This is a genomic window from Yonghaparkia sp. Soil809, assembly GCF_001429705.1.
Taxonomy (GTDB): domain Bacteria; phylum Actinomycetota; class Actinomycetes; order Actinomycetales; family Microbacteriaceae; genus Microcella.
In genome coordinates this window covers 1,498,456-1,520,603 of record NZ_LMSV01000001.1, presented here as the reverse complement: position 1 = coordinate 1,520,603, position 22,148 = coordinate 1,498,456, and the positions used below count along the sequence as shown (strand labels likewise).

The following is a 22,148-nucleotide window of genomic DNA, read 5'->3' as shown; positions in this document are numbered from 1 at the left end:
ACCGTGCGGATCGCGCTCGCGACGGGCCTGCTGCCCGTCCCGCCGACGTACTTCGCGCTCCAGCACGGGGCGCGTCTCGCCGGTGAGCACGCCGTGCGCATGGTCGCCCTCGCCGCCGACGTCCGCGATCCCGCCGTCGGGGTCGAGGTGGATGCCGTGGTCCCCTCGATCGGTCCGTGGCCGGCCCGCATCGCGGCCGCCCTCACGACCGCGCCGCTGTCGGCGGCGATCCAGGCGCGAAGGATCGCCGCGTTCCGGCCCGACGTCGTGCACCAGCACTTCGCCACGTGGTCGCGGGGGGCGCTCGACGGCGCGGCGCGCGCGTCGTCGCCGCTCGTGGCGACCCTGCACGGCTACGACGTGTTCGCGCTCGAGCGCTCCGGGGGGTCTCCGCTGCAGCGCTTCCACCGCCGTAGCGCCGCCGACGCCGCCGCGCGCGCCGACCGGCTCCTCGCGGTGAGCGAGTACCTCGCCGCCCGCGCCGTGGCGGCGGGCTTCCCGGCCGACCGCCTCGACGTCCACTACCAGGGGGTCGACACCGATCTCTTCACTCCCCGTCCGGGTTCCGCCGAGCGGGGCGCGCCGCGCATCGTCTTCATCGGCGCGCTCGCCGAGCGGAAGGGAGTCGACGACCTCCTCGCCGCCTCCATCGCCATCGCACCGACCGCCGAGCACCGCCTCGTCGTGATCGGCGACGGGCCGCTCGACGCGACGGTCCGCGCGGCGGCGGCACCGCATCCCCACATCGACGTGCTCGGGTCGCTCCCCCGCGATGCCGTGCGGGAGCAGCTGCGCGGCGCGCGGGCGCTCGTGCTGCCGACCCGCCTGCACGAGGGGCGGCGCGAGGCCGCGGGGCTCGTCCTGCTCGAGGCCCAGGCCTGCGGAGTCCCGGTCATCGCCTACCGCAGCGGCGGCGCCCCCGAGATGCTCGAGGACGGACGCACCGGCATCGTGGTCGACGAGGACGACGTGCGAGCCCTCGCGGGAGCGGTGTCCGACATCATCGGCCTGACCGACCGCGACTGGGGCGAGATGAGCGCCCGGGCGCGCTCGTTCGCGGTCGACCGCCGCAGTCTGACGACGAGCGTCGCGCGACTCGCCGAGATCTACCGCGAGCTCATCGGCTGAGCCCGCGGCGGGAGCGCGGCGCGGGAGCGCCTCCCGCGCGCCCGCCGCCGTACGTCAGCCGCAGGACTTCAGTCGCGCGACGTTGTCCGAGAGCGAAGACGGGCCGCCGAGCAGGGTCACCGAGCTGACGCCCTGCTTCCCCAGCTGGTTCACGATCTCCTTCGGGATGCAGTCGGTGAGGGCCACGTACATCGGGGCCGCGCCGCGGCTCGCGATGACCGCTCCTCCGAGCGCGTCGGCGAACACGTAGCCGGTCGCGAAGTACGCGCGATCCGCCGTGGGATAGGCGTCCGCGTTGACCTGCCAGCCGACCAGGAATCGACTGGGCAGGCCGAAGCGGACGACGGCGCTCGAGCCGAGCATCCCGGCAAGATCCGCCTGGATGCCCGAGGAGACGGAGGAGGTGCCGCCGGCGATCTTCACCTGGGTCACGCCCAGATCGCTGAGCAGCGCCCGCGTATCGGGGTCGAGACGGGGCTCCCGGCCGTCGACGAGGATGACCGGAGCCGAGGCAGACGCCGCCGCACCGCTCGAGGTCAGAGCGTCGGGGAAGTTCTGGCCCGTGGCGATGTACGCCGTGGTCGCGCCCGAGCTCCCGAACGTGGCGCGCGCGATGCTCCGCGACACGACGTACCTGTCCGATCCGGAGATGCGGGTCGTCGGGGCGATCGTCGACAGATCGGTCTGGATCGCGGAGGAGACCGAGGAGGGACCGCCCACGATCACGATCCGACCGGGCGACAGGCGCACGATCTCCGCGCGGACGGACGTCGGCATGGTCGCCGAGGTCGTCAGCAGGATCGGGCCGTTGCCGGCCACGGCGGCGGGCGCGGCGCTCAGGGCGTCGGGGAACACCATCCCGGTCGCGACGTAGACGACGTCGGCGCCCGCGGGGAAGGCGCGCTTGGAGATCTCGACGGCGACCTGGAATCGGTCGGAGCCGGTCAGGCGGTCGACGGCGACGGCCTCCCATCGTCCGTTCGACACCATGAACTGCTGCGCGGCCGAGACCGATCGCGCACCCCATCGCGCGCGGATCGAGACGCCCGCCGGCGTGGCGGCGGAGACTCCGAGATTCATCGACCAGGTGCCGTCCGCCGACACGGGGACGCTCTTCGCGACGCCGTTCACGATCGCCTCGATGCGGTGCTGGGGCCCGCCGTTCGCGAGCGTCCCCGTCAGAAGGGTCGTCGCGCCGAGGCTGGCCCCATCGACCGGCGAGACCAGGACGGGCTTGTCGACCGCGACCGTCGGCTCCCACGCGGAGCCGTACGCCTTCTGCACCGTGTAGTCGACCGACCGGGTGCTGCGCATCCCGAACAGGAGGGAGATCCGCTGCTCGGGCGGAGTGTCGGCGCACGCCTGCGCCGCCGTCGTGCCCGCGGGCAGCGGCGACTGGTACAGGCCGAACGCGGTGGCCGACGTGATGCCGACGAGGGAGCTGCCGACGAGCGCGGGGCCGCCGCTGTCTCCCTGCAGGGCGCACATGCTCGTCGCGATGCCCTCCAGGTCGTACGCCGCCGTTCCCCCGCCCACGCGGTAGAACGAGTCGCCGTACCCCTCCAGGATCGTCCCGCAGGTCCATCCGGTCGTGGAACCCGACTTGCAGACGCCGGCGCCGGCGACGGGCACCGTCGTGTCGCGGATGGTCACGGGCGCCGTCGCGAGCGGAGCGCCCTGGCCGCCGCCCCAGGTGAGCGCCTGGGGCTTCGCCACCCACCCGGACGCGGTCATCGCGACGAGCCCGCTGTCGTACCCGCCGCCGAGCCTGAAGGAGTTCGAGACGGGCGCGCCGACGGTGATCCGCTGAGTCGCCTGCGGGGAGAGCGAGGGCGCGGCGATCCTGCCCGACTGGTAGGGGCCCGTGATGCCGGGCGACCAGCAGTGACCGGCGGTGAGCAGCTGACGCTGACCGGAGCTGCTCGTCCCGTTCACGCCGAGCGAGCAGCGGAATCCGCCGGTGGAGGTGAAGTAGTAGATCGGGTCGCCCCCGTAGGCGTCGGCCGCCGGGGCGAAGCTCACGCGGTCGACGGCGAGCGGAGCATCCACCTGGCCCACGACGGCTCGCGCGCCGGTCGACTCGACGAGCGCGGCGTCGGCCAGGTCGTCGATGCCGATGGTGAGCACGTCGCCCTCCAGCAGCTCGTCGACGATGCCCACGCCCGCGGCGTCGAGGGCCTCGAGGACCACGGCGGCGTCCCGTGCCGCAGCGGCCCCGGCGAGGTACTCGGCAGGGGACTGCTCGAGGTCGCGCTCGATCGCGGCCTGAAGGCCCGGGTCGAGAGCGGCGGCCGCTGCGGCGAACTCCGGCGCGGCGTGCGAGCCGACTCGGGGCAGCTCGCTCGCGGGAGGCGTCGGCGGGACGGCGGGCGCAGCGGCGGACGGCGCGGCGGCACCGACTGCGATCAGTGCGACCACCGTGATCGTCGTGGTCATCATCGTCAAACGCGGCATGCGCGGCTCCCCCTGCCCGAGGCGCGACATGCTGCGCCTTCCCCCGCACCCAGTATGGTTCGTGAATTCCTCGCCTGTGCACCCCCGTCGGGGGGTGATGTCCGGTTAACGAACAGGCGACGGCGCGTCGGGAGCCAGAACCGGCATCACCGAGGGCGCGCGATGCCAGGACGAGATGAGCAGCGCGATGAGCGCCGCCCCGGCGATCGACGCGAGGAGCCACAGGAGCATGGGCGACGGGACGCCCGGCCACCACCACTCGAGCCCGGAATCGAGGTTGACCGACTTCACGTCGTCGCCGGTGAGGTAGCGGCGGAGGTTGACGTACAGCGACAGCGACTGCGACCCCGCGAGCGTGAGGCCGACGAGCCAGCGCTGCGCCCGGGAGAGGCGCAGCGTGCGGCCCCGGGACTCCAGGAGCGCGAAGCCCGCGAGCAGCACGATGAGCGGGAGCAGATAGCGCGGCTGCACCTCCGAGCCGACCTGGTCGCCGCCGCGCGTGAGCGTCCACGTCGGGATGAACCACAGGGCGACCGCGGCGCCGGCGAACACGAGCGCCTTGCGCCAGTCGACGTGGGCGAGCCCGGTGAAGGCGACCGCGACGAACACCGCGACTCCGCCGAAGGCGATGACGGCCGGGAGCGGAGTGTCGAACCACCCGAGGCTCCAGAAGCCCAGGACGCCCGCCCAGAGGGAGGGGACGTTCAGCAGATTGGTGATGGCGAGTCCGAGCCCGTTCGAGGCGGCGGGAGGCGCCGCCGGCCCGCCCGGCACCGTGGGCGCGGGGCCCGCGCCCCCCTGGCTGCCCGCCCCGCCGAATCCCTCCGCGGCGCTCGCGAGCTGCCCGGCAGCGAACGTCGCCACGAGGGCCAGGAGCGCGATGCCGACGGGCAGGATGCTCGTCACGAGGAAGGCGCGCGACGGCGCGAACCGCAGGAGCAGCGCGGCCGCGATCGCCAGCACGGAGTAGATGCCGGCATCGGCCCGCGCGCCGGCCGCCATGAGCACCCCGAGAGCGAAGATCCCCGCGAGGATCCAGCGCCGACGCCCGGTCGTGTCGAGATGACCGATGAGGCCGAGCCACGCGACCGCGACGCCCACGATCGCCCACGAGCTCGGATTGAGGGACGGGATCAGGAACATCCCGAGCGGGACGATCGAGATGAGGACGGAGCCGATCGCCATGACCCGGTGCCGCGCGGGCAGGAGGACGGCGAGCGCCGTCATGAGCCCGACGAAGAGAGCCGCGTTGAGCATCCGCATCGCCAGCGCGGAGGTCTGCACGTCGTCGGAGGCCAGGATCGACATCGTCGCGTAGAAGACCGGCGGGTAGGCGCCGAGGAAGTTGCCGCGATCGGACTCGACGAGCCCCGGCTCGTCGTAGGCGCCGACCTGGCACGCGGCCGACTCGGTCGAGAACCGGGCGAAGCACGGGTCGACCGCGAAGGCCTCCGGCACGGCGCGCGTGGCCGGATCGCCCGTCTCCTCGCAGAGGCTCGTGCGATCCCCCGCCGCGCACCAGATGCTCGCGAGGTGGTAGTCCTCGTCGGGCGAGGAGCCGACCGGGGAGGAGTACGACCAGCCCGCCAGGACGAGGAACGCCAGCAGCGGCAGGAGGATCAGGCGGGCCCGCGAAGACAGTCGAGGGCCGCGGAGGCGAGAGGTCGGGATCGGCATGGCGAGCATCAGCGTACCCGGGGCCCTCCCGCCCCCGGCGGCGCACCCGCGCCATGCCGCCTGCCGGGCGCCGTCCCGTAGACTGGCGCCACCCTCCCCCTGAGACGAGAGCACCCCTTCTTTGGCTGATCCCGCCGCGACCCTCCGCTCCGAGCGCATCGCGACCCTCCCGCTCGCTGAGGTCGGCCGACCCGGAGGCCTCATCGAGGGCACGGCGCGCTCGCTCCGCGACATCTGGGGGCGTCGGGAGCTGCTCGGCCTGCTCGTGCGGCGCGAGCTCAAGGCCCGCTACAAGAACAGCTCGCTCGGTCTCGTGTGGAGCCTCATGCGGCCGCTCAGCCAGCTGCTCATCTACTACTTCGCCGTCGGCGAGATCATCGGGCTCGCCCGGGCCATCCCCGACTTCGCGATCTTCGTGTTCGTCGGGCTGACGGCGTGGACCCTCTTCGCGGAGATCCTCTCCAACTCCACGTCCTCGATCATCCACAATCAGGGCCTCGTCAAGAAGGTGTACCTGCCGCGCGAGATCTTCCCGCTCGCGAGCGTCGGCGGAGCGCTGTTCAACTTCGCCGTCCAGTTCCTCATCCTGCTCGTCGCGGTGCTCGCTCTCGGTCGCTTCCCGCTGACCCTCGAGATCCTCTACGCGGCGGCGGCGTTCATCATGCTCGTGACCTTCGCGACCGCGCTCGGCGTGCTGCTCGCCGGCCTGACCGTCTACTTCCGCGACCTCGAGCACCTCATCGAGGTAATCCTCGCCGTCCTCTTCTGGGCGTCGCCCATCGTCTACTCGTACACGTTCGTGCGCGACGCGATCGGCGGCAGCCTGCTGGAGCAGATCTACCTGGCCAACCCCGTGACCGTCGCCGTCCTGGGGTTCCAGCGCGGGCTGTGGATCGCCGGCTCCGAGCCGGGGAGCGGGATCGAGTGGCCGCCGGACCTGGCCCTGCGCATGCTCGGCGTCTTCCTCTTCAGCCTGGTGCTCCTCTGGGTCAGCCAGCGGATCTTCTCGCGCCTTCAGGGCAACTTCGCGCAGGAGCTGTGACGTGACGACCTCCCCCGCCATCGTGGACGTCGCGGACGTCTCCAAGCGCTTCGTGCTGCACCAGGACAAGTCGCTCAAAGAGCGCATCGTGGCGTTCGCGCGCTCGCGCGAGCACCAGCAGGACTTCTGGGCCCTTCGCGACATCGATCTGAGCATCGAGACCGGATCCACCGTGGGCCTCGTCGGCCACAACGGCTCGGGGAAGAGCACGCTGCTGAAGGTCATCGGCGGGATCATCCAGCCCACGTCGGGAACGGTGCGGCGTCGCGGGCGCCTCGCGGCGCTCCTCGAGCTCGGTGCGGGCTTCCACCCCGATCTCACCGGCCGCGAGAACGTCTACCTCAACGCCGCGATCCTCGGGCTCACGCGCGCCGAGACCGACCGGTACTTCGACGCGATCGTCGACTTCTCGGGCATCGAGAGCTTCATCGACACGCAGGTGAAGTTCTACAGCTCGGGGATGTACGTGCGGCTCGCCTTCGCGGTGTCCGTCCACGTCGACCCCGACCTCCTCCTCGTCGACGAGGTTCTCGCCGTCGGCGACGAGCCGTTCCAGCGCAAGTGCCTCGCGAAAATCGCCGACTTCCAGCGCGAGGGGCGCACGATCGTCTTCGTCAGCCACTCGTCCGATCAGGTCGGGCAGCTGTGCGACCGGGTGGTCGTGCTCGACCACGGCCGGATGGTCCACGACGGCAACGCCGCCGACGGCATCAAAGCGCTCCGCTCGACCTTCGAGGCGGCGCACTCCTCACCCGCTCGCACCACGGGCGCGGACGGCGCGCTCACCAGCGGGGCGCGGATCGACGACGTCCGCGTGACGTCGACCTCGACCGACCTCTCGGGCGACTACCTGCCCGGCGGCGACATCGTCATCGACATCGATTACACGATCGGCTCGGTGCCGAGCGGCTGGATCGCCGGCATCGACATCGAGACGCCCGTCGGCCAGGGCGTCTACCGCATCAACACCGACGGCCTCGGGATCGAGCTGCCGACCTCGCCGGGCAGCTACTCGCTCGGCATCACCCTCGGCGGCAACGCGCTCGGCGCCGGCTCGTACCAGGTGCACGCGAGCCTCGTCACCCCGCAGGGGCGCGACATCGATCGGCGCCAGCCGGCCGCGAGCTTCTCCGTCTCCACCGAGCCGGGCGCCGTGGGCGTCGTGCACTTCCGCGCGAGCGCGGACCTCCGCACGACCTGAGCTCAGCGCCTGCTGGCCTCGAGCGAGCCGGCCGCGATCGCGTCGTCGTCCGAGAGGTCGACCGTGGTCGCGGGGCGGTAGCTCGACCACTTGCGGATCTGGAACACCGGGTTCACGAGGAGCCAGTAGAGCGTCCTCCGCACCCCGAAGTCCCGGTCGCGGACGATGCGGAGGGAGTCCCCGAGGATGCCGCGAACGGTGAGGCGCAGCTGAGTCGCGCGCGACATGGGGGGGATGCCGAATCCGATCCGCCGCAGCCCCACGGTCTCGTCGAAGATCCGCTTGCCGTACTCGGCGAGCGTGAGGTCGTTGGAGTGCTCGACCGCGCCGAGGGGGGCGTACGCCTTGATGAGCCCCGCCCGGATGACGTCCTGCCCGAACAGCTGGTCCTCGGCGTAGGGGACCTCCCGGTACGGGATCGTCCTGGTCAGCACCTCGCGGCGGGCGGCCGAGTTCACGTCGGAGTAGAACCCCAGGCCGGCGACGGCCCCCTCGTCGAGCTCGCCCGGCGGGCGGCGGTAGAGGGTGACCCCGCCATCGGGGCCGAGACCGGCGAAAACACCGCGGATCTCGTACTTCAGCAGCGGGAAGCAGCGCGGTCGCGGCACCTGCTTGCCCACCACGCCGACGACGTCGGGCGAGAGGGCGAAGGGGGCGAGCATGCCGGCGAGCCAGTGCGCGCCGATCGGCACGGCGTCGTGGGTGAGGTAGACGACGAACTCGCCCCGCGCGAGCCGCGCCGCGAGATTTCTCGTCCGGCCGTGCTGGAACTCGGTGTTCGGGATCCGGTGGAGACGGACCTCGGGGAAGTCCTCGATGATCGCCAGAGTCCCGTCGGTCGAGCCGGAGTCGATGACGAGGATCTCGACCTCGCCCTCCACCCCGGTCTGGACGCGCAGCGCGTCGAGGATCCGGCGGAGGTGGGCCTCGCCGTTGTAGGTCAGGATCGCGACCGTCGCGGTGATGCTCCCGGTCGGGTCCGCGCTCTCGGTCATGCCCGCGCCCCCGTCATGTCGGCCCACGTCGCCGCGATGCCCTCCTCGAGCGTCGTCGGCACGCGAATCCCGAACTCCTGGTCGAACCGCGAGACGTCCAGGACGACGCGATCGACGAAGGTCGGCGGCACGGGGATCTCGTGCACGCGCACCGGGCCACCCGTGACTCGCGCGATGGCGTCCAGCACTTCCGTGACGGACGAGCCGCGGCCGCTGCCCACGTTGTACACCTCGTGGGTCGGCTCGACATCGACGAGCGGGACGAGCATCCGCACCAGATCGTCGACGTAGACGTAGTCGCGCACCATGGAGCCGTCCCCGTACCGGGCGACGCTCTCGCCGCGGGCGATCTGCCGCAGCGCGATGGGGATGAGCCCCTGCTTCCGGTTCGGGTGCTGGCGGGTGCCGTACGGGTTCGAGATCCGCAGGCTCGTGGACCGCAGGCCGTGCGTGGCGCGGAAGTACCGGAGGTAGTGCTCGATCGTGAGCTTGCCGATGCCGTACGGCGAGATCGGCAGGGTCGGAGCGGCCTCCGAGAAGTCCGATCGCTGCTGCGGGCCGTAGATGGCACCGCCCGTGGAGGCGAAGTAGACGTGGCGCACCCCGGCCTCGGCGCAGGCGCTCAGGAGCTCGATGGTCTGGATCACGTTCGTGCGGATGTCGAGCGTCGGGTCCGCCTCCGCCGTCGCCGGGGAGGTCGTCGCCAGGAAGTGGAACACGACCTCATGCCCTCCAACGGCGGACTCCAGATCGGATCGGCTCAGGAAGTCGCCGGGGAGCATGCGCACCGCCGACGACCGGAACGTGGGCGCGCCGGTGCTGAAGCGGTCGAAAGCGGTGACGCGGTGGCCGCCGTCGCTCAGGGCATCCACCAGGTGCGAGCCGATGAAGCCGTTGCCGCCGACCACGAGGACGTCAGCCACGCATGCCCCGTTCGAACGCCTCGACGAACTGGCGGCCGGAATCGGCCCAGTTCACGTCGACCACCGATGCCGACATCGCGAGCGCGCGCTCGACCTGATCGGGGCGATCGACGATCTCGACCATGCGGCGCGCGATCGCCATCGGCGAGGCCGGCACGTACTCGATGTGCGGGTTGTCGCTCACCATGCGGTTGTTCGGACCGTCGTTGACGACCGGCGCGACGCCGCTCGACATGAGCTCGAGCGGGAGGAGCGACATGTTGGACAGCGACATGACGAGACCGGCCGCGCATCGGTTGTAGAGCGCGTTGAGCTCGGAGACGTCGAGCATCGCCTCATTGCGATAGGCGAAGGGCAGCTCCCAGTTCGAGACGTCCCACCCCGCCATGTTGATCGGCACGTCCGGGCGCATCTTGGCGAAGTCGGCGAGGGCGAGCACTCCGAACTCGAAGGCGCGGCGCTCGGTCACGGGCCGGGCGTAGAAGAAGACCTCGTTCCGGCGCTCGCGGTTCGTGACCGAGTAGTGCACCTTGTCGACCGCGAAGTCGAAGGCATCGGTCGTCATGCCGTACTCGTCCCGCAGCTTGTGCGCGAGCCAGCCGCCCGCGGTGATGCCGTGGAAGCCGAACCGGTAGGTGTTCTCGGCGAGGAGCGACTGCGACCCGAGCGCGTAGAAGCTCGGCTCGAAGTCCTGCACGAAGTAGAAGCGGCGGGCGCGGCTCGGGTCGCGGAAGACGGGGTACGCGGTCTCCCATCCCGTTGCGAAGATCGCCTGCGCCTCGGGGTGGATGCCGTCCTCCGGGCGGTAGAGCCGGATGTCCGCGTCGACGTCGGCGTATCCGCTCGAGCTGCGGATCATGGCGCGGACGTCGGGGATGCTGACGGGCGCCCCGAGCGCGGAGTAGAGGTAGATCGTGCAGCGGTGGCCCGCCTCCTCCGCGAAGCGGATGAAGCGGAACAGGTTCTGGTGCCCGCCGCTCCCCTGGCCCGGGGTCGACATGACCCACGCGATATCGATCGACCCCTCGGAGACGCGGATCGGGTCGCGCAGCTGCTCCCCTGGCTCCGTCCAGTCGACCGAGGCGGCGTCCTCGAGATCGACGAGGAGAACGGGGCGATCCTTGCGGAGCACGGTGTGCGCCTTCGCGGCCACGCGGCTCGCGAACTCCCGCGGACCCTCGTCGCGCAGGATGCGGAAGGGGCGCAGCAGTCGGAAGAGCTTCGGTCGTGCCATGCGGTTCCTCTCAGAGGAACGAACCGTTCGCGTCGTCGGGGCGGGATCGTTCGATGTCGTCGGCGCTCCGTCGGAGACCCGACCGGTCCAGTCTATTCGGGCTCGCCGTCGCGGGGCGCGAGGAGCCCCTGCAGATACGTGCCGTACCCGCTCTTCGCGAGCGGAGCCGCGAGCTCGGCGAGCTGCGCGTCATCGATCCAGCCGGCGCGCCAGGCGATCTCCTCGATGCAGCCGATCTTGAAGCCCTGGCGGTCCTCGATGACCCGCACGTACTCGGAGGCCTGCATCATCGACTCGAACGTCCCCGTGTCGAGCCAGGCCGTCCCGCGATCGAGCACCTGCACCTGCAGGCGACCGGCATCCAGATAGTGCTCGTTGATGCTCGAGATCTCGAGCTCGCCTCGCGCGCTCGGCGCGATCGTCTTCGCGATGCGGACGACCTCGTTGTCGTAGAAGTAGAGGCCGGGCACCGCGTAGCTGCTCTTGGGCTTCGCGGGCTTCTCCTCGATCGACACGGCGGTCATCGTCTCGTCGAACTCGACGACGCCGTAGGCGCGCGGGTTGGAGACCTGGTAGGCGAAGATGAGCCCGCCGTCGATCGAGCTGTGCGAGCGCAGCGACGAGCCGAGCCCGGAGCCGTGGAAGATGTTGTCGCCGAGGACGAGCGCGACGCTGTCGTCGCCGATGAACTCCTCGCCGATGATGAAGGCCTGCGCGAGCCCGTCGGGCGAGGGCTGCACCGCGTACTCGAGCCGGATCCCGAGGTCGCTCCCGTCGCCGAGGAGCGCCTGGAACTGCTCGTTGTACTCGGGCGTCGTGATGATCAGGATCTCGCGGATGTCGGCCATCATGAGCGTCGACAGCGGGTAGTAGATCATCGGCTTGTCGTAGATCGGCATCAGCTGCTTCGAGATGCCCTTGGTGATGGGCCACAGCCGCGTTCCCGATCCTCCGGCGAGGATGATTCCCTTCACAGCGTTCCCTTCCGACCCCGGCGGCGATGGCCGTCGGCGACCGGCCGAGTCTAGCAACGGGGCTCCCCCGTAGAATCGCCCGGTGAAGATCATCGTCACCGGCGGCGCCGGATTCATCGGCAGCAACTTCGTCCACTACGCGGTCGCGAGCACCGACCACACGATCACCGTGCTCGACAAGCTCACCTACGCCGGCAATCGCGCATCGCTCGCGGGGCTCCCGGAGGACCGCGTCCGGTTCGTCCAGGGCGACATCTGCGACGCCGCTCTCGTCGACGAGCTCGTCCAGGCCCACGACGCCGTCGTCCACTACGCGGCCGAGAGCCACAACGACAACTCCCTCGACGATCCGCGCCCCTTCCTCGACACGAACGTCATCGGCACCTTCACGCTCCTGGAGGCCGTGCGCCGCCACGGCGTGCGCTTCCACCACATCTCGACCGACGAGGTCTACGGCGACCTCGAGCTCGACGACCCCGCGCGCTTCACCGAGTCGACGCCGTACAACCCGTCGAGCCCGTACTCGTCGACGAAGGCCGGCAGCGACCTCCTCGTGCGCGCCTGGGTCCGCTCGTTCGGCGTGCAGGCCACGATCTCCAACTGCTCGAACAACTACGGCCCCTACCAGCACGTCGAGAAGTTCATCCCCCGCCAGATCACGAACGTGCTGCGCGGCGAGCGCCCCAAGCTCTACGGGAAGGGCGAGAACGTCCGCGACTGGATCCACGCGAACGACCACTCGTCCGCCGTCATGACCATCCTCGACCGGGGCGTCATCGGCGAGACGTACCTCATTGGCGCCGACGGCGAGAAGAACAACAAGCAGGTCGTCGAGCTCATCCTCACCCACCTCGGCCAGCCGGCCGACGCGTACGACCACGTCACCGACCGGCCCGGGCACGACCTGCGCTATGCGATCGACTCGAGCAAGCTGCGCACCGAGCTGGGCTGGGCGCCCCAGTACTCCGACTTCGAGGCCGGACTCGAGGCGACGATCGCCTGGTACCGCGACAACGAGGCGTGGTGGGCTCCGCAGAAGGACGCGACCGAGGCGCGCTACCTGGCCCAGGGCCAGTGACGATGACGCGCTACCTCATCACGGGGGCGGGCGGGATGCTCGGCCGCGACCTGCAGACCGCCCTCGGCGGGCGGGCGGTCACCGCCGCCGCGCGGCGCGAGCTCGACATCGCCGACGCCGATGCGGCCCGCGCCGCGGTGCGCGGGCACGACGTCGTCATCAACGCCGCCGCCTACACGAAGGTCGACGACGCGGAGTCGCACGAGGACGACGCGCTCCGGGTCAATGCGCTCGGCGCGGAGAACCTCGCGCGCGCCGCCGCCGAGGAGGGCGCCGTCCTCGTCCAGCTCTCCACGGACTACGTCTTCAACGGCAGTGCGACCTCGCCGTACGCGGAGGATGCGCCGCTCGCCCCGGTGTCGGCCTACGGGCGCACGAAGGCCGAGGGCGAGCGCCGGGCCCTCGCCGCGCATCCCGACGGCACCATTGTCGTGCGCACCGCGTGGCTGTACGGGCAGCACGGGCCGAACTTCGCCGCGACGATGCTCGCGCTCGCCGCGCAGCGCGAGACCCTGACCGTCGTCGACGACCAGCGCGGCCAGCCGACCTGGACCCAGGACCTCGCCGAGCAGATCGTGCGCCTCCTCGACTCGGGGGCGCGCCGCGGCGTCGTGCACGGCACCTCGACCGGAGAGACGACGTGGTTCGGCTTCGCCCGCGCGATCTTCGAGGAGGCGGGACTCGACCCGGAGCGCGTGCAGCCGACCGACTCGTCGACGTTCGTGCGCCCCGCGCCGCGGCCGGCCTACTCGGTGCTGGGGCACGACGCGTGGGCGCCGCTCGGTCTCGAGCCGATGCGCGACTGGCGCTCGGCTCTCGCCGACGCCTGGCGCTCGGGGGCTATCGTCCGCCCCTCCGCGTAGCGGGCTGCACGAGGTCGCGCGCGATGTCGATCGCGCCGCGGCTGTAGCGGGAGTACCGACCGGCGAGCGCGGCGCCGATGATCGCGGGCAGACGCAGCGGCTGCCAGCCGGGCATCGCGGCCCGGGCGCGTTCGTGCGCGAGCTTCGCGCGCGCGAGACGGAGCGCGTCGGTCTGCTCGGGCCGCTCCTCGAGCCGCTCGACGAGAGCGGCGGCGCGGGCGACGAGGCGCGGCGCCCGCTCGTCGCGCGGCTCGCGCAGGCGCTCGAAGCGGCGGGCCCACGTGACCTCGCTCGCGCCGATGACGTTCGCGCCGTGCTGGCGGTAGTCCAGCCACGGCTCCGGCACGAGCCGCAGCCCTCCCTCGACGGCGGCCATCATCGCGAGCCACTCGTCGTGCACCCACGACGCGGGGAACGGCATCGACCGCTCGGCGAGGGCCCGCCGCACCAGCACCGTCGCCCCGGTCACGAGGTTGCGCCGGATGAGCACGTCGAGCGCATCGCCGTGCTCGAGCAGCTCGCGCTCGCGCGGGCTCGCCTCGAGGGTCGACAGCAGGCGCGCGCCCGAGTCCTGGCCCCCCGCGTCGACGAGCCGGGCATCCGTGTGCACGAGGAGGACGGCCGCATCGTCGAAGACCGGAAGCAGCCGGGCGAGCCGACCGGCCGGCCAGACGTCGTCCTGGTCGCTGAGGGCGACGACGTCGCCGCGGCAGGCCGCGATCGTCTGCTCGAAGTTGCGGGTGACGCCGAGGGGCCGGTCGCGCTCGATGATCCGCAGGGCGATCGCCGATCCGGGATGCTCGGCGCGATGCTGCTCGACGATGCTGCGCACGACGGCGACGGTTCCGTCGCTCGACGCGTCGTCGCCGACGACGATCTCGGCCGGCGCCGGCACCTGGGAGAGGATGCTGCGGATCTGCTCGCCGACGAACGCGCTGCCGTTGTGCGTGCAGAGGGCGACCGACACCGCGAGCGGGGCGTCGGTCGACGGCGGGTCGGTCGGCATGCCCCCAGCCTAGAAGCGCGCCAGTACGATGACATCACCATGACCACGGATGCGAGCGACACCGCCGAGCGCGTGGGCGTGGTGACGGTGGCCTACCGCTCCGAGGGCGTGCTGCCGGGTCTGCTCGCCTCGCTCCCCGGCGCGATCTCCGAGCCCTACGCGACCGTCATCGCCGACAACCTCCCCTCGGAGGGGGAGGCCCGCGCGCTCGCCGAGAGCCACGGCGCGACCTACATCCCCCTGGCGCACAACCCCGGCTACGGCGGTGCCGTCAACGCCGCGGTGTCGGCCCTGCCCTCGGGCGTCGAGTGGATCGTCGTGACGAACCCCGATGTCGAGTTCCGCGCCGGCTCCATCGACGCGCTCCTCGCCACGGGCGACGCCGACGAGCGCATCGGCGCCGTCGGGCCCGCCGTCGAGAACTCCGACGGCACGGTGTACCCCTCGGCGCGGGCGATCCCCTCGCTCCGCACGGGGATCGGGCACGCGCTGTTCGCCGACGTCTGGAAGTCGAACCCCTGGACGGCCGCCTATCGCGACGGCGCCGCCGTCTCCGGCGGGCGGCGCGACGTCGGGTGGCTCTCCGGATCGTGCCTCATCGTCCGCCGGTCGGCGTTCGAGCGCATCGGCGGGTTCGACGAGGGCTACTTCATGTACTTCGAGGACGTCGATCTCGGCCACCGACTCGGCCGGGCCGGGTTCCGCAGCGTCTACGAGCCGGCGGCGAGAGCCCTGCACACGGGCGCCCACTCGACCGGCGCGGAGTCGGCGCGGATGGTGCGCGCGCACCACGACAGCGCGAAGAGGTTCCTGCGCGGCAAGTACCGTGCCTGGTACCTGTGGCCCGTCCGCGCCGTCCTCACCGCGGGACTCTCGCTGCGCTCGGCGGTCATGACCCGCACGATCGGCCGCCAGGACTAGCGGGCGGCGCTCCAGCGCTCGTCGAGCGCTCGGCCGTAGGCGGTCGTGGCCTCCCAGGTCGGAAGCAGGCCCGACGCCCGCGCCTCGAGAAGCGTCGGCGCCTCCAGATCCTTCGGCGAGAGCAACGGCTCGCCCGCCTCGGCCGGGAACTCCAGCGCGACCGTCTCGTCGAGCGGGGTGATGCCGTGCTCCGCGGAGGGGTTGAACACCTCGCTCACGAGGTAGGTGACGGTCGAGCCGTCCTCGAGCGAGACGAAGGCGTGCCCGAGCCCCTCTCCGACGTAGACCGCGCGGCGATCCACCGCGTCGAGGCGCACCGCCTCCCAGCGGCCGAAGGTCGGCGAGCCGACCCGGATGTCGATCACGTAGTCGATCACGGCGCCCGCGGTGACGGTGACGTACTTGGCCTGGCTGGGCGGGACGTCCGCGAAGTGGATGCCCCGCACGACGCCGCGACGGGAGACCGAGCCGTTCCCCTGCCGCAGGTCGAGAGGGTGCCCGACCGCCTCCGCGAGAGCGTCGAACCGGTACCACTCCCAGAACGCGCCGCGGTCGTCGGGGAACTGCCTCGGGGTGACCTCGAAAGCGCCGGCGATGGTGAGCTCTCGGATCTGCATGGCACCGAGTCTAGATCGGCGCGACGGAGCGGCTCGGCGGCACGGAGCCGCTCCCGAGCACCCCCGTTCGGGGGTGGACCCCTCGCGCTGGTAGGGTCGGCGCGGGGCGGACCCGGCCCCGGCCCCGACCCCGAGGAGAGGAGGCTCGCGCGTGTCCACCACGACCCTCCGCGTGATCCTCGACCAGGTCGGCGCGGAGACCCCCTCCGGCATCGGTCGGTACGGCCTGGAGCTCACCCGTCAGCTCATCGCGACGGCTCCCCGCGGCTGCGAGGTGAGGGGGATCGTCCCCTCGTCCCCGCAGTCGGAGTACGACCGCATCGAGCGGGAGCTCCCCGGCCTGTCCGGCCTGTTCAAGAGCGCGCTGGACCGGCGGCAGCTGAGGGCGGCCTGGCAGCACGGCTTCACCCGGTTGCCGGGCAGCGGGATGGTCCACGCCCCGAGCCTGTTCGCCCCGCTCTACCGCCACGATCGGTTCGAGTCCCCCGGGGAGCAGATCGTCGTCACCATCCACGACGCCGTGCCGTGGACCCACCCCGAGACCCTTCCCGCCTCGGCGGTGACGTGGAGCCGCGCGATGGCGAGACGCGCGCAGCGTCACGCCGACGCGATCGTGGTGCCCACGCACGCGGTGGCCGAGCAGCTCGGCGCCGCCCTCGACCTCGGCGATCGCATCCGCGTCATCGCCGGCGCGGTGAGCAGCGCGCTCGCGGTGCCGGAGGACGCGCACGAGCGCGCGACCCGCCTGGAGCTCCCGGACCGCTACGTGCTCGCCGTCGGCCCGTTCGAGGCGCGGAAGGGCATCGCGGAGCTGCTGTGGGCTCTCGCCGATCCGCACGCCCCCGACATCGCGCTCGTCCTCGCGGGTCCGACGAGCGGGGCCGACGTCGACCTGGACGGCATCAGGAAGGACGCGCGCCTCTCACCGGAGCGCGTCCTCGCGCTGGGCACCCTCGACGATGCCGACCTCGCGACGGTCTACGACCGGGCCGAGGCCGTGATCGTGCCCAGTCTCGCCGATGGCTTCGCCCTCCCCGTGCTCGAGGCGATGGGCCTCGGGACCCCGGTCATCCACTCCGACGCGCCCGCCCTCGTGGAGCTCGCGGCCGACGCCGGCCTCGTCGTCGCGCGGGAGGACTTCGCCGGCTACCCCCGGCGCCTCGCCGACGCCATCCGCCGGATCCTGGAGGAGCCCATGCTCGCGGGGGATCTCGCCGTCCGCGGCCACGATCGCGCCCGCGCCTTCAGCTGGCGGGACTCGGCCGAGAAGACCTGGCAGCTCCACGCCGATCTCTGAGCCGCGCGCTCAGCCCTCGCCCTCCGGCGCGAGCGCCTCGGCGACGAGGCTGCGGACGAGCTCGTAGTCGGGCTCGACGTTGTCGATCGTCGGAGGCGTGAGCTCGACGTCGGCGATGGGGAGCTCGCGCGCCTTGACGGCGAGATCACTCAGGACTCCGAGCATGGACTGCGGGATGTCCGTGCGGACGACCTGCGTGCCCGCGTCGGCGATCGATTCGAAGCGCGTGAGCACCGTCGCGGGCTCCACCTGCCGCAGGATCGCCTCCTGGATCTGCCGCTGGTGCGCCATGCGGTCGAAGTCGGTGAGGTTGTAGCGGTTGCGGGCGTACCAGAGGGCCGTCGCGCCGTCCATGCGCTGCTCCCCGGCCTCGATGCGGCCGACGACCGGTCCGCCGTTGATGCCGAGATCCATGCCGACCGCGTCGACGACGACTCCGCCGAGCGCGTCGATGAGCTGCGCGAAGCCCTGCATGTCGATGAGCACGGTGTACTGCACGGGCAGGCCGGTGATGCCCTCGACGGCGTCCTTCATCGCCTCGATGCCGGGCGTGCTGCCGTCGCGCTCGGCCTTCGGGTACAGCTCGGGGTGCTCCTCGGCCCAGGGGTAGAGGTAGCTGACGAGGCAGTCGTCGCCGCAGTCGAAGCCCGTCGGCCACTCCTCCCACAGGGGGGAGTCCTCCGAGAAGGGAGCGTTGTAGAGGTTCCGGGGGATGCCGATCATCGTCACGGCGCCCGTGCCGGCGTCCACGCTCGCGAGGCTGATGCTGTCGGGGCGCAGGCCGATGCGATCGGGCCCGGCGTCGCCGCCCAGGAGCAGGATCGTGTACCGGCCGTCGATCGGCGGCTCGATGAAGCCGCCCGCGAAGACGCTGCCGAGCGTGTCGCGCCCGATGCCGGTCGCCCAGGCCGCCCAGCCGGTGCCGCCGACGGCGAGCACGAGCGTCAGCGCCACGAACCCCGCGAGGGGGGCGCGGGCGCGAGGGCTCGCGCGGACGATGCGCGCCAGGCTGAGCGCGTTGATCGTGGTCGCGAGCCAGAGCGCGGCGTAGAAGATGAGGCAGAGCTGCGCGATCCAGAGCACGACGACGTTCGTCGCGATCGTGAGCGCGACGGGCCGCGCGACGAGCGTGAGCACCACGGCGACGACCATGATTCCCCAGAGGACGAACGTCGCGCCGACCGCGAAGCGCCCCCATTTGCGATCGCCCGCGAGCAGCTGCGCCGAGCCGGGGATCAGCAGGTTGAGGCCGAGGAGCCACCAGGCGCGCTTGGCCATGAGCTCCGGCTGGCGCGTGTCGGGGTGCCGGAGCGGCGAGGCGAGGCTCACCGCGCGCGGGAGGCGACCGCGGTCTTGAGCGCCTCGTTCTTGGCGGCGACGGCCTGCTCGAGGCCCGTCGCGAAGGCGGCCAGCCTCTCGGCGACCACGGCATCCGTCGCCCCGATGATGCGCGCGGCGAGGATGCCCGCATTGCGCCCGCCGCCGATCGACACGGTCGCGACGGGGATGCCCGCGGGCATCTGCACGATGCTGAGCAGCGAGTCGAGCCCGTCGAGCGTCTTCAGGGGAACGGGCACGCCGATCACGGGCAGCGTCGTCACGGAGGCGATCATGCCGGGCAGGTGGGCGGCGCCGCCGGCTCCGGCGATGATGGCGCGGATGCCCCTGCCGGCGGCCGCGCGGCCGTACGCGATCATCGCGTCCGGGGTGCGGTGTGCGCTCAGCACCTCGACCTCGCAGGGGATGTCGAACTCGTCGAGGGCNGAGTGCCATGGTAAGGCTCAGTCGTCGAAGTGGGCGGCCGCGGCGCGCGCCCGGTAGGCGACGTCGTCGAGGTCGGCGCCGATCGCCGTGACGTGGCCGGCCTTGCGGCCCGCGCGGGGCCCCTTGCCGTAGGCGTGCACCTTCGCGCTCGGCTGGTGGCCGAGCGCGGCGGCGATGCGCTCCGGCGGGAGGGCGCCGAAGACGTTGATCATGACGCTCCAGTCGGCGAGAGCATCCGTCGCCCCCAGCGGCCAGTCGAGGACGGCGCGGAGGTGCTGCTCGAACTGGCTCGTGACCGAGCCGTCGATCGAGAAGTGACCGGAGTTGTGCGGTCGCATCGCGAGCTCGTTGACGAGCACGCGGCCGTCGGAGGCGTGGAAGAGCTCGACCGCGAGGACGCCCGTGACTCCGAGCCCGTTCGCGACGATCGTGGCGATCTCCGCGGCGGCCCGCTCGGCCGCATCGCCCGCGTGGGGCGCCGGGGCGATGACCTCGGCGCAGACGCCCCCGCGCTGCACCGTCTCGACGAGCGGCCACAGCCGGACCTCGCCGCTCGGGCGGCGGGCCGCGAGCTGCGCGAGCTCGCGCTGGAAGCTCACGAGCTCCTCGACGAGCACAGGGCCGCCGGCGAGCCAGTCGTCGGCGCCGTCGGGGGCGTCGACGACGCGGACGCCCTTGCCGTCGTAGCCGCCGCGCGGGGTCTTCACGACCGCGCGGCCGCCGTGGTCGGCGAGGAAGGCGGCGAGCTCGTCGCGCGACTCCACGCGCGCCCAGTCGGGCATCGGCACGCCGAGGGCGCCGAGGCGCTCGCGCATGAGGAGCTTGTCCTGCGCGTACAGGAGCGCGTCCGGGCCGGGCCGCACCGCGGCGCCGGCGGCGACGAGCGCCCTGAGCACCTCCTGCGGCACGTGCTCGTGATCGAAGGTGATCGCGTCGCAGCCTGATGCGAAGTCGAGGACGGTGCGGGCATCCCGGTAGTCGCCGACGACCGTGGCGGCGAGGCGGGCGGAGGAGTCCTCCGCCTCGGCCAGCACTCGGATCTCGATGCCGAGCGCGACGGCCGCGGGGATCATCATGCGCGCGAGCTGTCCTCCGCCGATGACGCCGATGACGGGCATGGCTGCTCCTCCTCTAGATTGGGGGCCTCCCGTCCATTGTGGTGCACCCCGGAGGCCCCATGCCCCACCTGCTCGCCCAGTTCGCCCGCTTCGGCGCGGTCGGGCTCGTCGGGCTGGTGGTGGACATCGCGCTGTTCAACCTGCTGCGCGTGACGGTGCTCTCGCCCGAGCTGATCGCCGAGGGCCCGATCATCGCGAAGGTCGTCTCGACCACGGTCGCGATCGCCGTCAACTGGGTCGGCAGCCGCTACTGGAGCTTCCGGCTGCGGCGGCGACGGCCGGCCGGCCGCGAGGCCGTCGAGTTCGTGATCGTCAGCATCGGCGGCATGCTCATCGCCGTCGGCTGCCTCGTGATCTCGCGCGAGGTGCTCGGCTTCACGAGCCTGCTCGCCGACAACATCGCCTCGAACGTCGTGGGGCTCGGCCTCGGCAGCCTGTTCCGGTTCGCGCTGTACCGCTGGTGGGTGTTCCATCCGAGACGGGATGCCCGAGCGGAGTCGCTCGTCGGCTGAGAGCCGAACCGCCGCAGTCAGCCCGCGAGCGGTGTCGCGCCGGTCTGCCGGCGGGCCTCGGCGACCGAGCTCCTGCTGTGCTCCATGAGGTCGGAGAGCGCCTCCTGGACGAGCGCGGCGCGCGGCAGATCGCGCAGCACCACGGGGCGGTCGAGGCCGGTGTTGAGGAGGATGTCGCCCGAGCCGAGCAGGCGCTGGATCGCCGACTGGCGCAGCGAGACGTCGTAGCTCCTGCTGTGCAGGACCTCCTGGCGCGTGCGCACCCCGAGACCGCGGCGCACGACGATGCGCCGCGTCGTGATGAGCACGTTGCTGGCGAGCCACCGGATGTACGGCACCACCGCGAGACCGACGATCGCGAGGGCGCCGCCGGCCGCGACCGCGATGCGCTGCCACGGCTCGTCGAGGGCGGTCGCGCCGTAGACGGCCGCGCCGCTGACGAGAACGGCGACGATGACGGGACCCGTGAGGGCGCGCGCGTGCGCGCGCAGGAGCACGATGACGCGCTCGGGCTCGCGGGGCTCCCCGGTCATGCCCTATTCATAGCGCAGGTGCGTCACGTCGCCGGCCGACACGGCGACGAGCGCCGAGGAGCCCCCGCCGGGGCGGACGAGCAGCCGCCCGTCGTCGTCGAGCGCCTCGGCGACGCCGCGCAGGGGCGCGAGCCCGGGCTGGTCGACCCGCACGGCCGAGCCGAGCGTGTCGAGCACCGGCTCGACGAGCGGGCGCAGCGCCCCCGCCGTCGGAGCCTCGCGCCACCGGGCGACGAGATCGCGGAGCGCGCGCAGGTACGCGGCGAGCGCGCGGTCGGCGAGCGGGGCATCCGCCCCGCCGGCGACGCCCTCGACGGCGCCCTCGGCCACGCCCTCGATCGCGAGCGAGGTCGCGGTCGGCACCGGCAGCTGCTCCACGGTCATGCGGGTGTTGAGGCCCGCGCCGATGACGACCCCGTGCGGCGTGAGCTCGGTCAGCACCCCCGAGAGTTTGCGACCGCCGACGAGCACGTCGTTCGGCCACTTGAGCCCCGCGCCGGCGACGCCGAGCTCGCGCACCGCGTGCGTCATCGCGACGCCGGCGAGCAGCGGCAGCCAGCCCAGGCGCTGCGGGTCGGCGCCGGCCGGGTCGAGGCGCACGAGCACCGAGATCGCGAGGGATGCGCCCGCCGGCGCGCTCCACACGCGATCGAGGCGGCCCCGGCCCGCCGTCTGGTGGTCGGTCGCGAGGACGGCGAGGTCGGGCAGCTCGGCGGCGCGGCGGACGAGCTCGGAGTTCGTCGACGGGCACGACGCGCGCCACTCGAGGTCGGGGGCGACGGCGCGGCTGAGGGGGAGCTCCATGCATCGA

The 22,148-nt window shown here is 72.3% G+C and carries 20 protein-coding genes and 1 pseudogene; 8 read left to right on the top strand and 13 right to left on the bottom strand.

Annotated elements, in window-relative coordinates:
* Positions 1-3: 3 nt before the first annotated feature.
* Positions 4-1,128, top strand: a complete 1,125-nt coding sequence (locus tag ASG83_RS07370) for a glycosyltransferase (RefSeq protein WP_055858761.1) — start codon at positions 4-6, stop codon at positions 1,126-1,128.
* 54 nt (positions 1,129-1,182) lie between these two features.
* Here ASG83_RS07370 and ASG83_RS07365 read toward each other — a convergent pair whose 3' ends face one another.
* Positions 1,183-3,582 carry a cell wall-binding repeat-containing protein gene (locus ASG83_RS07365; RefSeq protein WP_162253790.1) on the bottom strand — a complete coding sequence of 800 codons (2,400 nt, stop codon included), beginning with the start codon at positions 3,580-3,582 and terminating at the stop codon, positions 1,183-1,185.
* Between the two features lie 105 nt (positions 3,583-3,687).
* The gene (locus tag ASG83_RS07360) at positions 3,688-5,259 is read right to left on the bottom strand and encodes a DUF2142 domain-containing protein (protein WP_162253789.1); all 1,572 of its coding nucleotides are present in this window, start codon (positions 5,257-5,259) and stop codon (positions 3,688-3,690) included.
* 121 nt (positions 5,260-5,380) lie between these two features.
* Between ASG83_RS07360 and ASG83_RS07355 the strand changes: the two genes are divergently transcribed.
* Both ASG83_RS07355 and ASG83_RS07350 read left to right on the top strand, forming a co-directional pair.
* Positions 5,381-6,301, top strand: coding sequence for an ABC transporter permease (locus ASG83_RS07355; protein ID WP_055858752.1), 921 nt, complete (start codon positions 5,381-5,383; stop codon positions 6,299-6,301).
* Between the two features lies 1 nt (position 6,302).
* Positions 6,303-7,502: an ABC transporter ATP-binding protein gene (locus tag ASG83_RS07350; protein WP_055858749.1), complete on the top strand. Its 1,200-nt coding sequence runs from the start codon at positions 6,303-6,305 to the stop codon at positions 7,500-7,502.
* Positions 7,503-7,504: 2 nt separating this feature from the next.
* Here the strand turns inward: ASG83_RS07350 and ASG83_RS07345 are convergent, their stop codons facing one another.
* The 4 genes from ASG83_RS07345 to rfbA all read right to left on the bottom strand — a co-directional run bounded on the left by ASG83_RS07345 (position 7,505) and on the right by rfbA (position 11,628).
* Positions 7,505-8,497: a glycosyltransferase family A protein gene (locus ASG83_RS07345; RefSeq protein WP_055858746.1), complete on the bottom strand. Its 993-nt coding sequence runs from the start codon at positions 8,495-8,497 to the stop codon at positions 7,505-7,507.
* Positions 8,494-9,420, bottom strand: a complete 927-nt coding sequence (locus ASG83_RS07340) for an NAD-dependent epimerase/dehydratase family protein (RefSeq protein ID WP_055858744.1) — start codon at positions 9,418-9,420, stop codon at positions 8,494-8,496. The genes ASG83_RS07345 and ASG83_RS07340 overlap by 4 nt, the downstream gene beginning before the upstream one ends.
* Positions 9,413-10,654 (bottom strand): hypothetical protein, encoded by a 1,242-nt coding sequence (locus ASG83_RS07335; protein ID WP_055858741.1) that lies wholly within the window; start codon positions 10,652-10,654, stop codon positions 9,413-9,415. The genes ASG83_RS07340 and ASG83_RS07335 overlap by 8 nt, the downstream gene beginning before the upstream one ends.
* A gap of 92 nt (positions 10,655-10,746) precedes the next feature.
* A complete protein-coding gene (rfbA, locus tag ASG83_RS07330) occupies positions 10,747-11,628 on the bottom strand; it encodes a glucose-1-phosphate thymidylyltransferase RfbA (RefSeq protein ID WP_055858739.1) in 882 nt (293 codons plus the stop codon).
* 82 nt (positions 11,629-11,710) lie between these two features.
* On the opposite strand from rfbA, the gene rfbB reads away from it, so the two are divergent.
* On the top strand, positions 11,711-12,706 hold the full coding sequence (gene rfbB / locus ASG83_RS07325; protein WP_055858736.1) for a dTDP-glucose 4,6-dehydratase: 996 nt from the start codon (positions 11,711-11,713) through the stop codon (positions 12,704-12,706).
* Between the two features lie 2 nt (positions 12,707-12,708).
* On the top strand, positions 12,709-13,569 hold the full coding sequence (rfbD, locus tag ASG83_RS07320; RefSeq protein WP_055858735.1) for a dTDP-4-dehydrorhamnose reductase: 861 nt from the start codon (positions 12,709-12,711) through the stop codon (positions 13,567-13,569).
* On the opposite strand, the gene ASG83_RS07315 is transcribed toward rfbD, so the two are convergent.
* A complete protein-coding gene (locus ASG83_RS07315; RefSeq protein WP_055858732.1) occupies positions 13,547-14,575 on the bottom strand; it encodes a glycosyltransferase family 2 protein in 1,029 nt (342 codons plus the stop codon). The two genes, rfbD and ASG83_RS07315, sit on opposite strands and share 23 nt — an antisense overlap.
* Before the next feature lie 39 nt (positions 14,576-14,614).
* On the opposite strand from ASG83_RS07315, the gene ASG83_RS07310 reads away from it, so the two are divergent.
* Positions 14,615-15,496 carry a glycosyltransferase family 2 protein gene (locus ASG83_RS07310; RefSeq protein ID WP_055858729.1) on the top strand — a complete coding sequence of 294 codons (882 nt, stop codon included), beginning with the start codon at positions 14,615-14,617 and terminating at the stop codon, positions 15,494-15,496.
* Here ASG83_RS07310 and ASG83_RS07305 read toward each other — a convergent pair.
* On the bottom strand, positions 15,493-16,113 hold the full coding sequence (locus ASG83_RS07305) for a dTDP-4-dehydrorhamnose 3,5-epimerase family protein (RefSeq protein ID WP_055858726.1): 621 nt from the start codon (positions 16,111-16,113) through the stop codon (positions 15,493-15,495). The genes ASG83_RS07310 and ASG83_RS07305 overlap by 4 nt on opposite strands.
* A gap of 151 nt (positions 16,114-16,264) precedes the next feature.
* Here ASG83_RS07305 and ASG83_RS07300 point away from each other — a divergent pair, with 151 nt between their 5' ends.
* Positions 16,265-17,410, top strand: coding sequence for a glycosyltransferase family 1 protein (locus ASG83_RS07300; protein WP_055858724.1), 1,146 nt, complete (start codon positions 16,265-16,267; stop codon positions 17,408-17,410).
* Positions 17,411-17,419: 9 nt separating this feature from the next.
* Here ASG83_RS07300 and ASG83_RS07295 read toward each other — a convergent pair whose 3' ends face one another.
* The 3 genes and pseudogenes from ASG83_RS07295 to ASG83_RS07285 form a co-directional block, all read right to left on the bottom strand.
* On the bottom strand, positions 17,420-18,739 hold the full coding sequence (locus tag ASG83_RS07295) for an LCP family protein (protein WP_055858721.1): 1,320 nt from the start codon (positions 18,737-18,739) through the stop codon (positions 17,420-17,422).
* Positions 18,736-19,173: pseudogene (gene purE / locus ASG83_RS07290) on the bottom strand (5-(carboxyamino)imidazole ribonucleotide mutase); the annotation flags it as partial. The pseudogene purE and the gene ASG83_RS07295, both read right to left, overlap by 4 nt.
* An 18-nt stretch (positions 19,174-19,191) precedes the next feature.
* Complete coding sequence (locus tag ASG83_RS07285) at positions 19,192-20,292, bottom strand: 5-(carboxyamino)imidazole ribonucleotide synthase (protein ID WP_055858718.1); 1,101 nt, start codon at positions 20,290-20,292, stop codon at positions 19,192-19,194.
* A 59-nt stretch (positions 20,293-20,351) separates the two neighbouring features.
* Here ASG83_RS07285 and ASG83_RS07280 point away from each other — a divergent pair, with 59 nt between their 5' ends.
* Positions 20,352-20,804: a GtrA family protein gene (locus ASG83_RS07280; RefSeq protein WP_055858716.1), complete on the top strand. Its 453-nt coding sequence runs from the start codon at positions 20,352-20,354 to the stop codon at positions 20,802-20,804.
* Positions 20,805-20,821: 17 nt separating this feature from the next.
* On the opposite strand, the gene ASG83_RS07275 is transcribed toward ASG83_RS07280, so the two are convergent.
* Positions 20,822-21,337 carry a PH domain-containing protein gene (locus tag ASG83_RS07275; protein ID WP_055858713.1) on the bottom strand — a complete coding sequence of 172 codons (516 nt, stop codon included), beginning with the start codon at positions 21,335-21,337 and terminating at the stop codon, positions 20,822-20,824.
* Between the two features lie 3 nt (positions 21,338-21,340).
* Complete coding sequence (locus ASG83_RS07270) at positions 21,341-22,141, bottom strand: biotin--[acetyl-CoA-carboxylase] ligase (protein ID WP_055858709.1); 801 nt, start codon at positions 22,139-22,141, stop codon at positions 21,341-21,343.
* Between the last annotated feature and the right edge of the window lie 7 nt (positions 22,142-22,148).

Coding starts and splice junctions, on each gene's coding strand:
- ASG83_RS07280 (WP_055858716.1), top strand. CDS start 20,352: ATGCCCCACCTGCTCGCCCAGTTCGCCCGCTTCGGCGCGGTCGGGCTC.
- ASG83_RS07365 (WP_162253790.1), bottom strand. CDS start 3,582: ATGCCGCGTTTGACGATGATGACCACGACGATCACGGTGGTCGCACTG.
- ASG83_RS07360 (WP_162253789.1), bottom strand. CDS start 5,259: ATGCCGATCCCGACCTCTCGCCTCCGCGGCCCTCGACTGTCTTCGCGG.
- rfbD (WP_055858735.1), top strand. CDS start 12,709: ATGACGCGCTACCTCATCACGGGGGCGGGCGGGATGCTCGGCCGCGAC.
- ASG83_RS07270 (WP_055858709.1), bottom strand. CDS start 22,141: ATGGAGCTCCCCCTCAGCCGCGCCGTCGCCCCCGACCTCGAGTGGCGC.
- ASG83_RS07310 (WP_055858729.1), top strand. CDS start 14,615: ATGACCACGGATGCGAGCGACACCGCCGAGCGCGTGGGCGTGGTGACG.
- ASG83_RS07275 (WP_055858713.1), bottom strand. CDS start 21,337: ATGACCGGGGAGCCCCGCGAGCCCGAGCGCGTCATCGTGCTCCTGCGC.
- ASG83_RS07335 (WP_055858741.1), bottom strand. CDS start 10,654: ATGGCACGACCGAAGCTCTTCCGACTGCTGCGCCCCTTCCGCATCCTG.
- ASG83_RS07305 (WP_055858726.1), bottom strand. CDS start 16,113: ATGCAGATCCGAGAGCTCACCATCGCCGGCGCTTTCGAGGTCACCCCG.
- ASG83_RS07285 (WP_055858718.1), bottom strand. CDS start 20,292: ATGCCCGTCATCGGCGTCATCGGCGGAGGACAGCTCGCGCGCATGATG.
- ASG83_RS07345 (WP_055858746.1), bottom strand. CDS start 8,497: ATGACCGAGAGCGCGGACCCGACCGGGAGCATCACCGCGACGGTCGCG.
- ASG83_RS07315 (WP_055858732.1), bottom strand. CDS start 14,575: ATGCCGACCGACCCGCCGTCGACCGACGCCCCGCTCGCGGTGTCGGTC.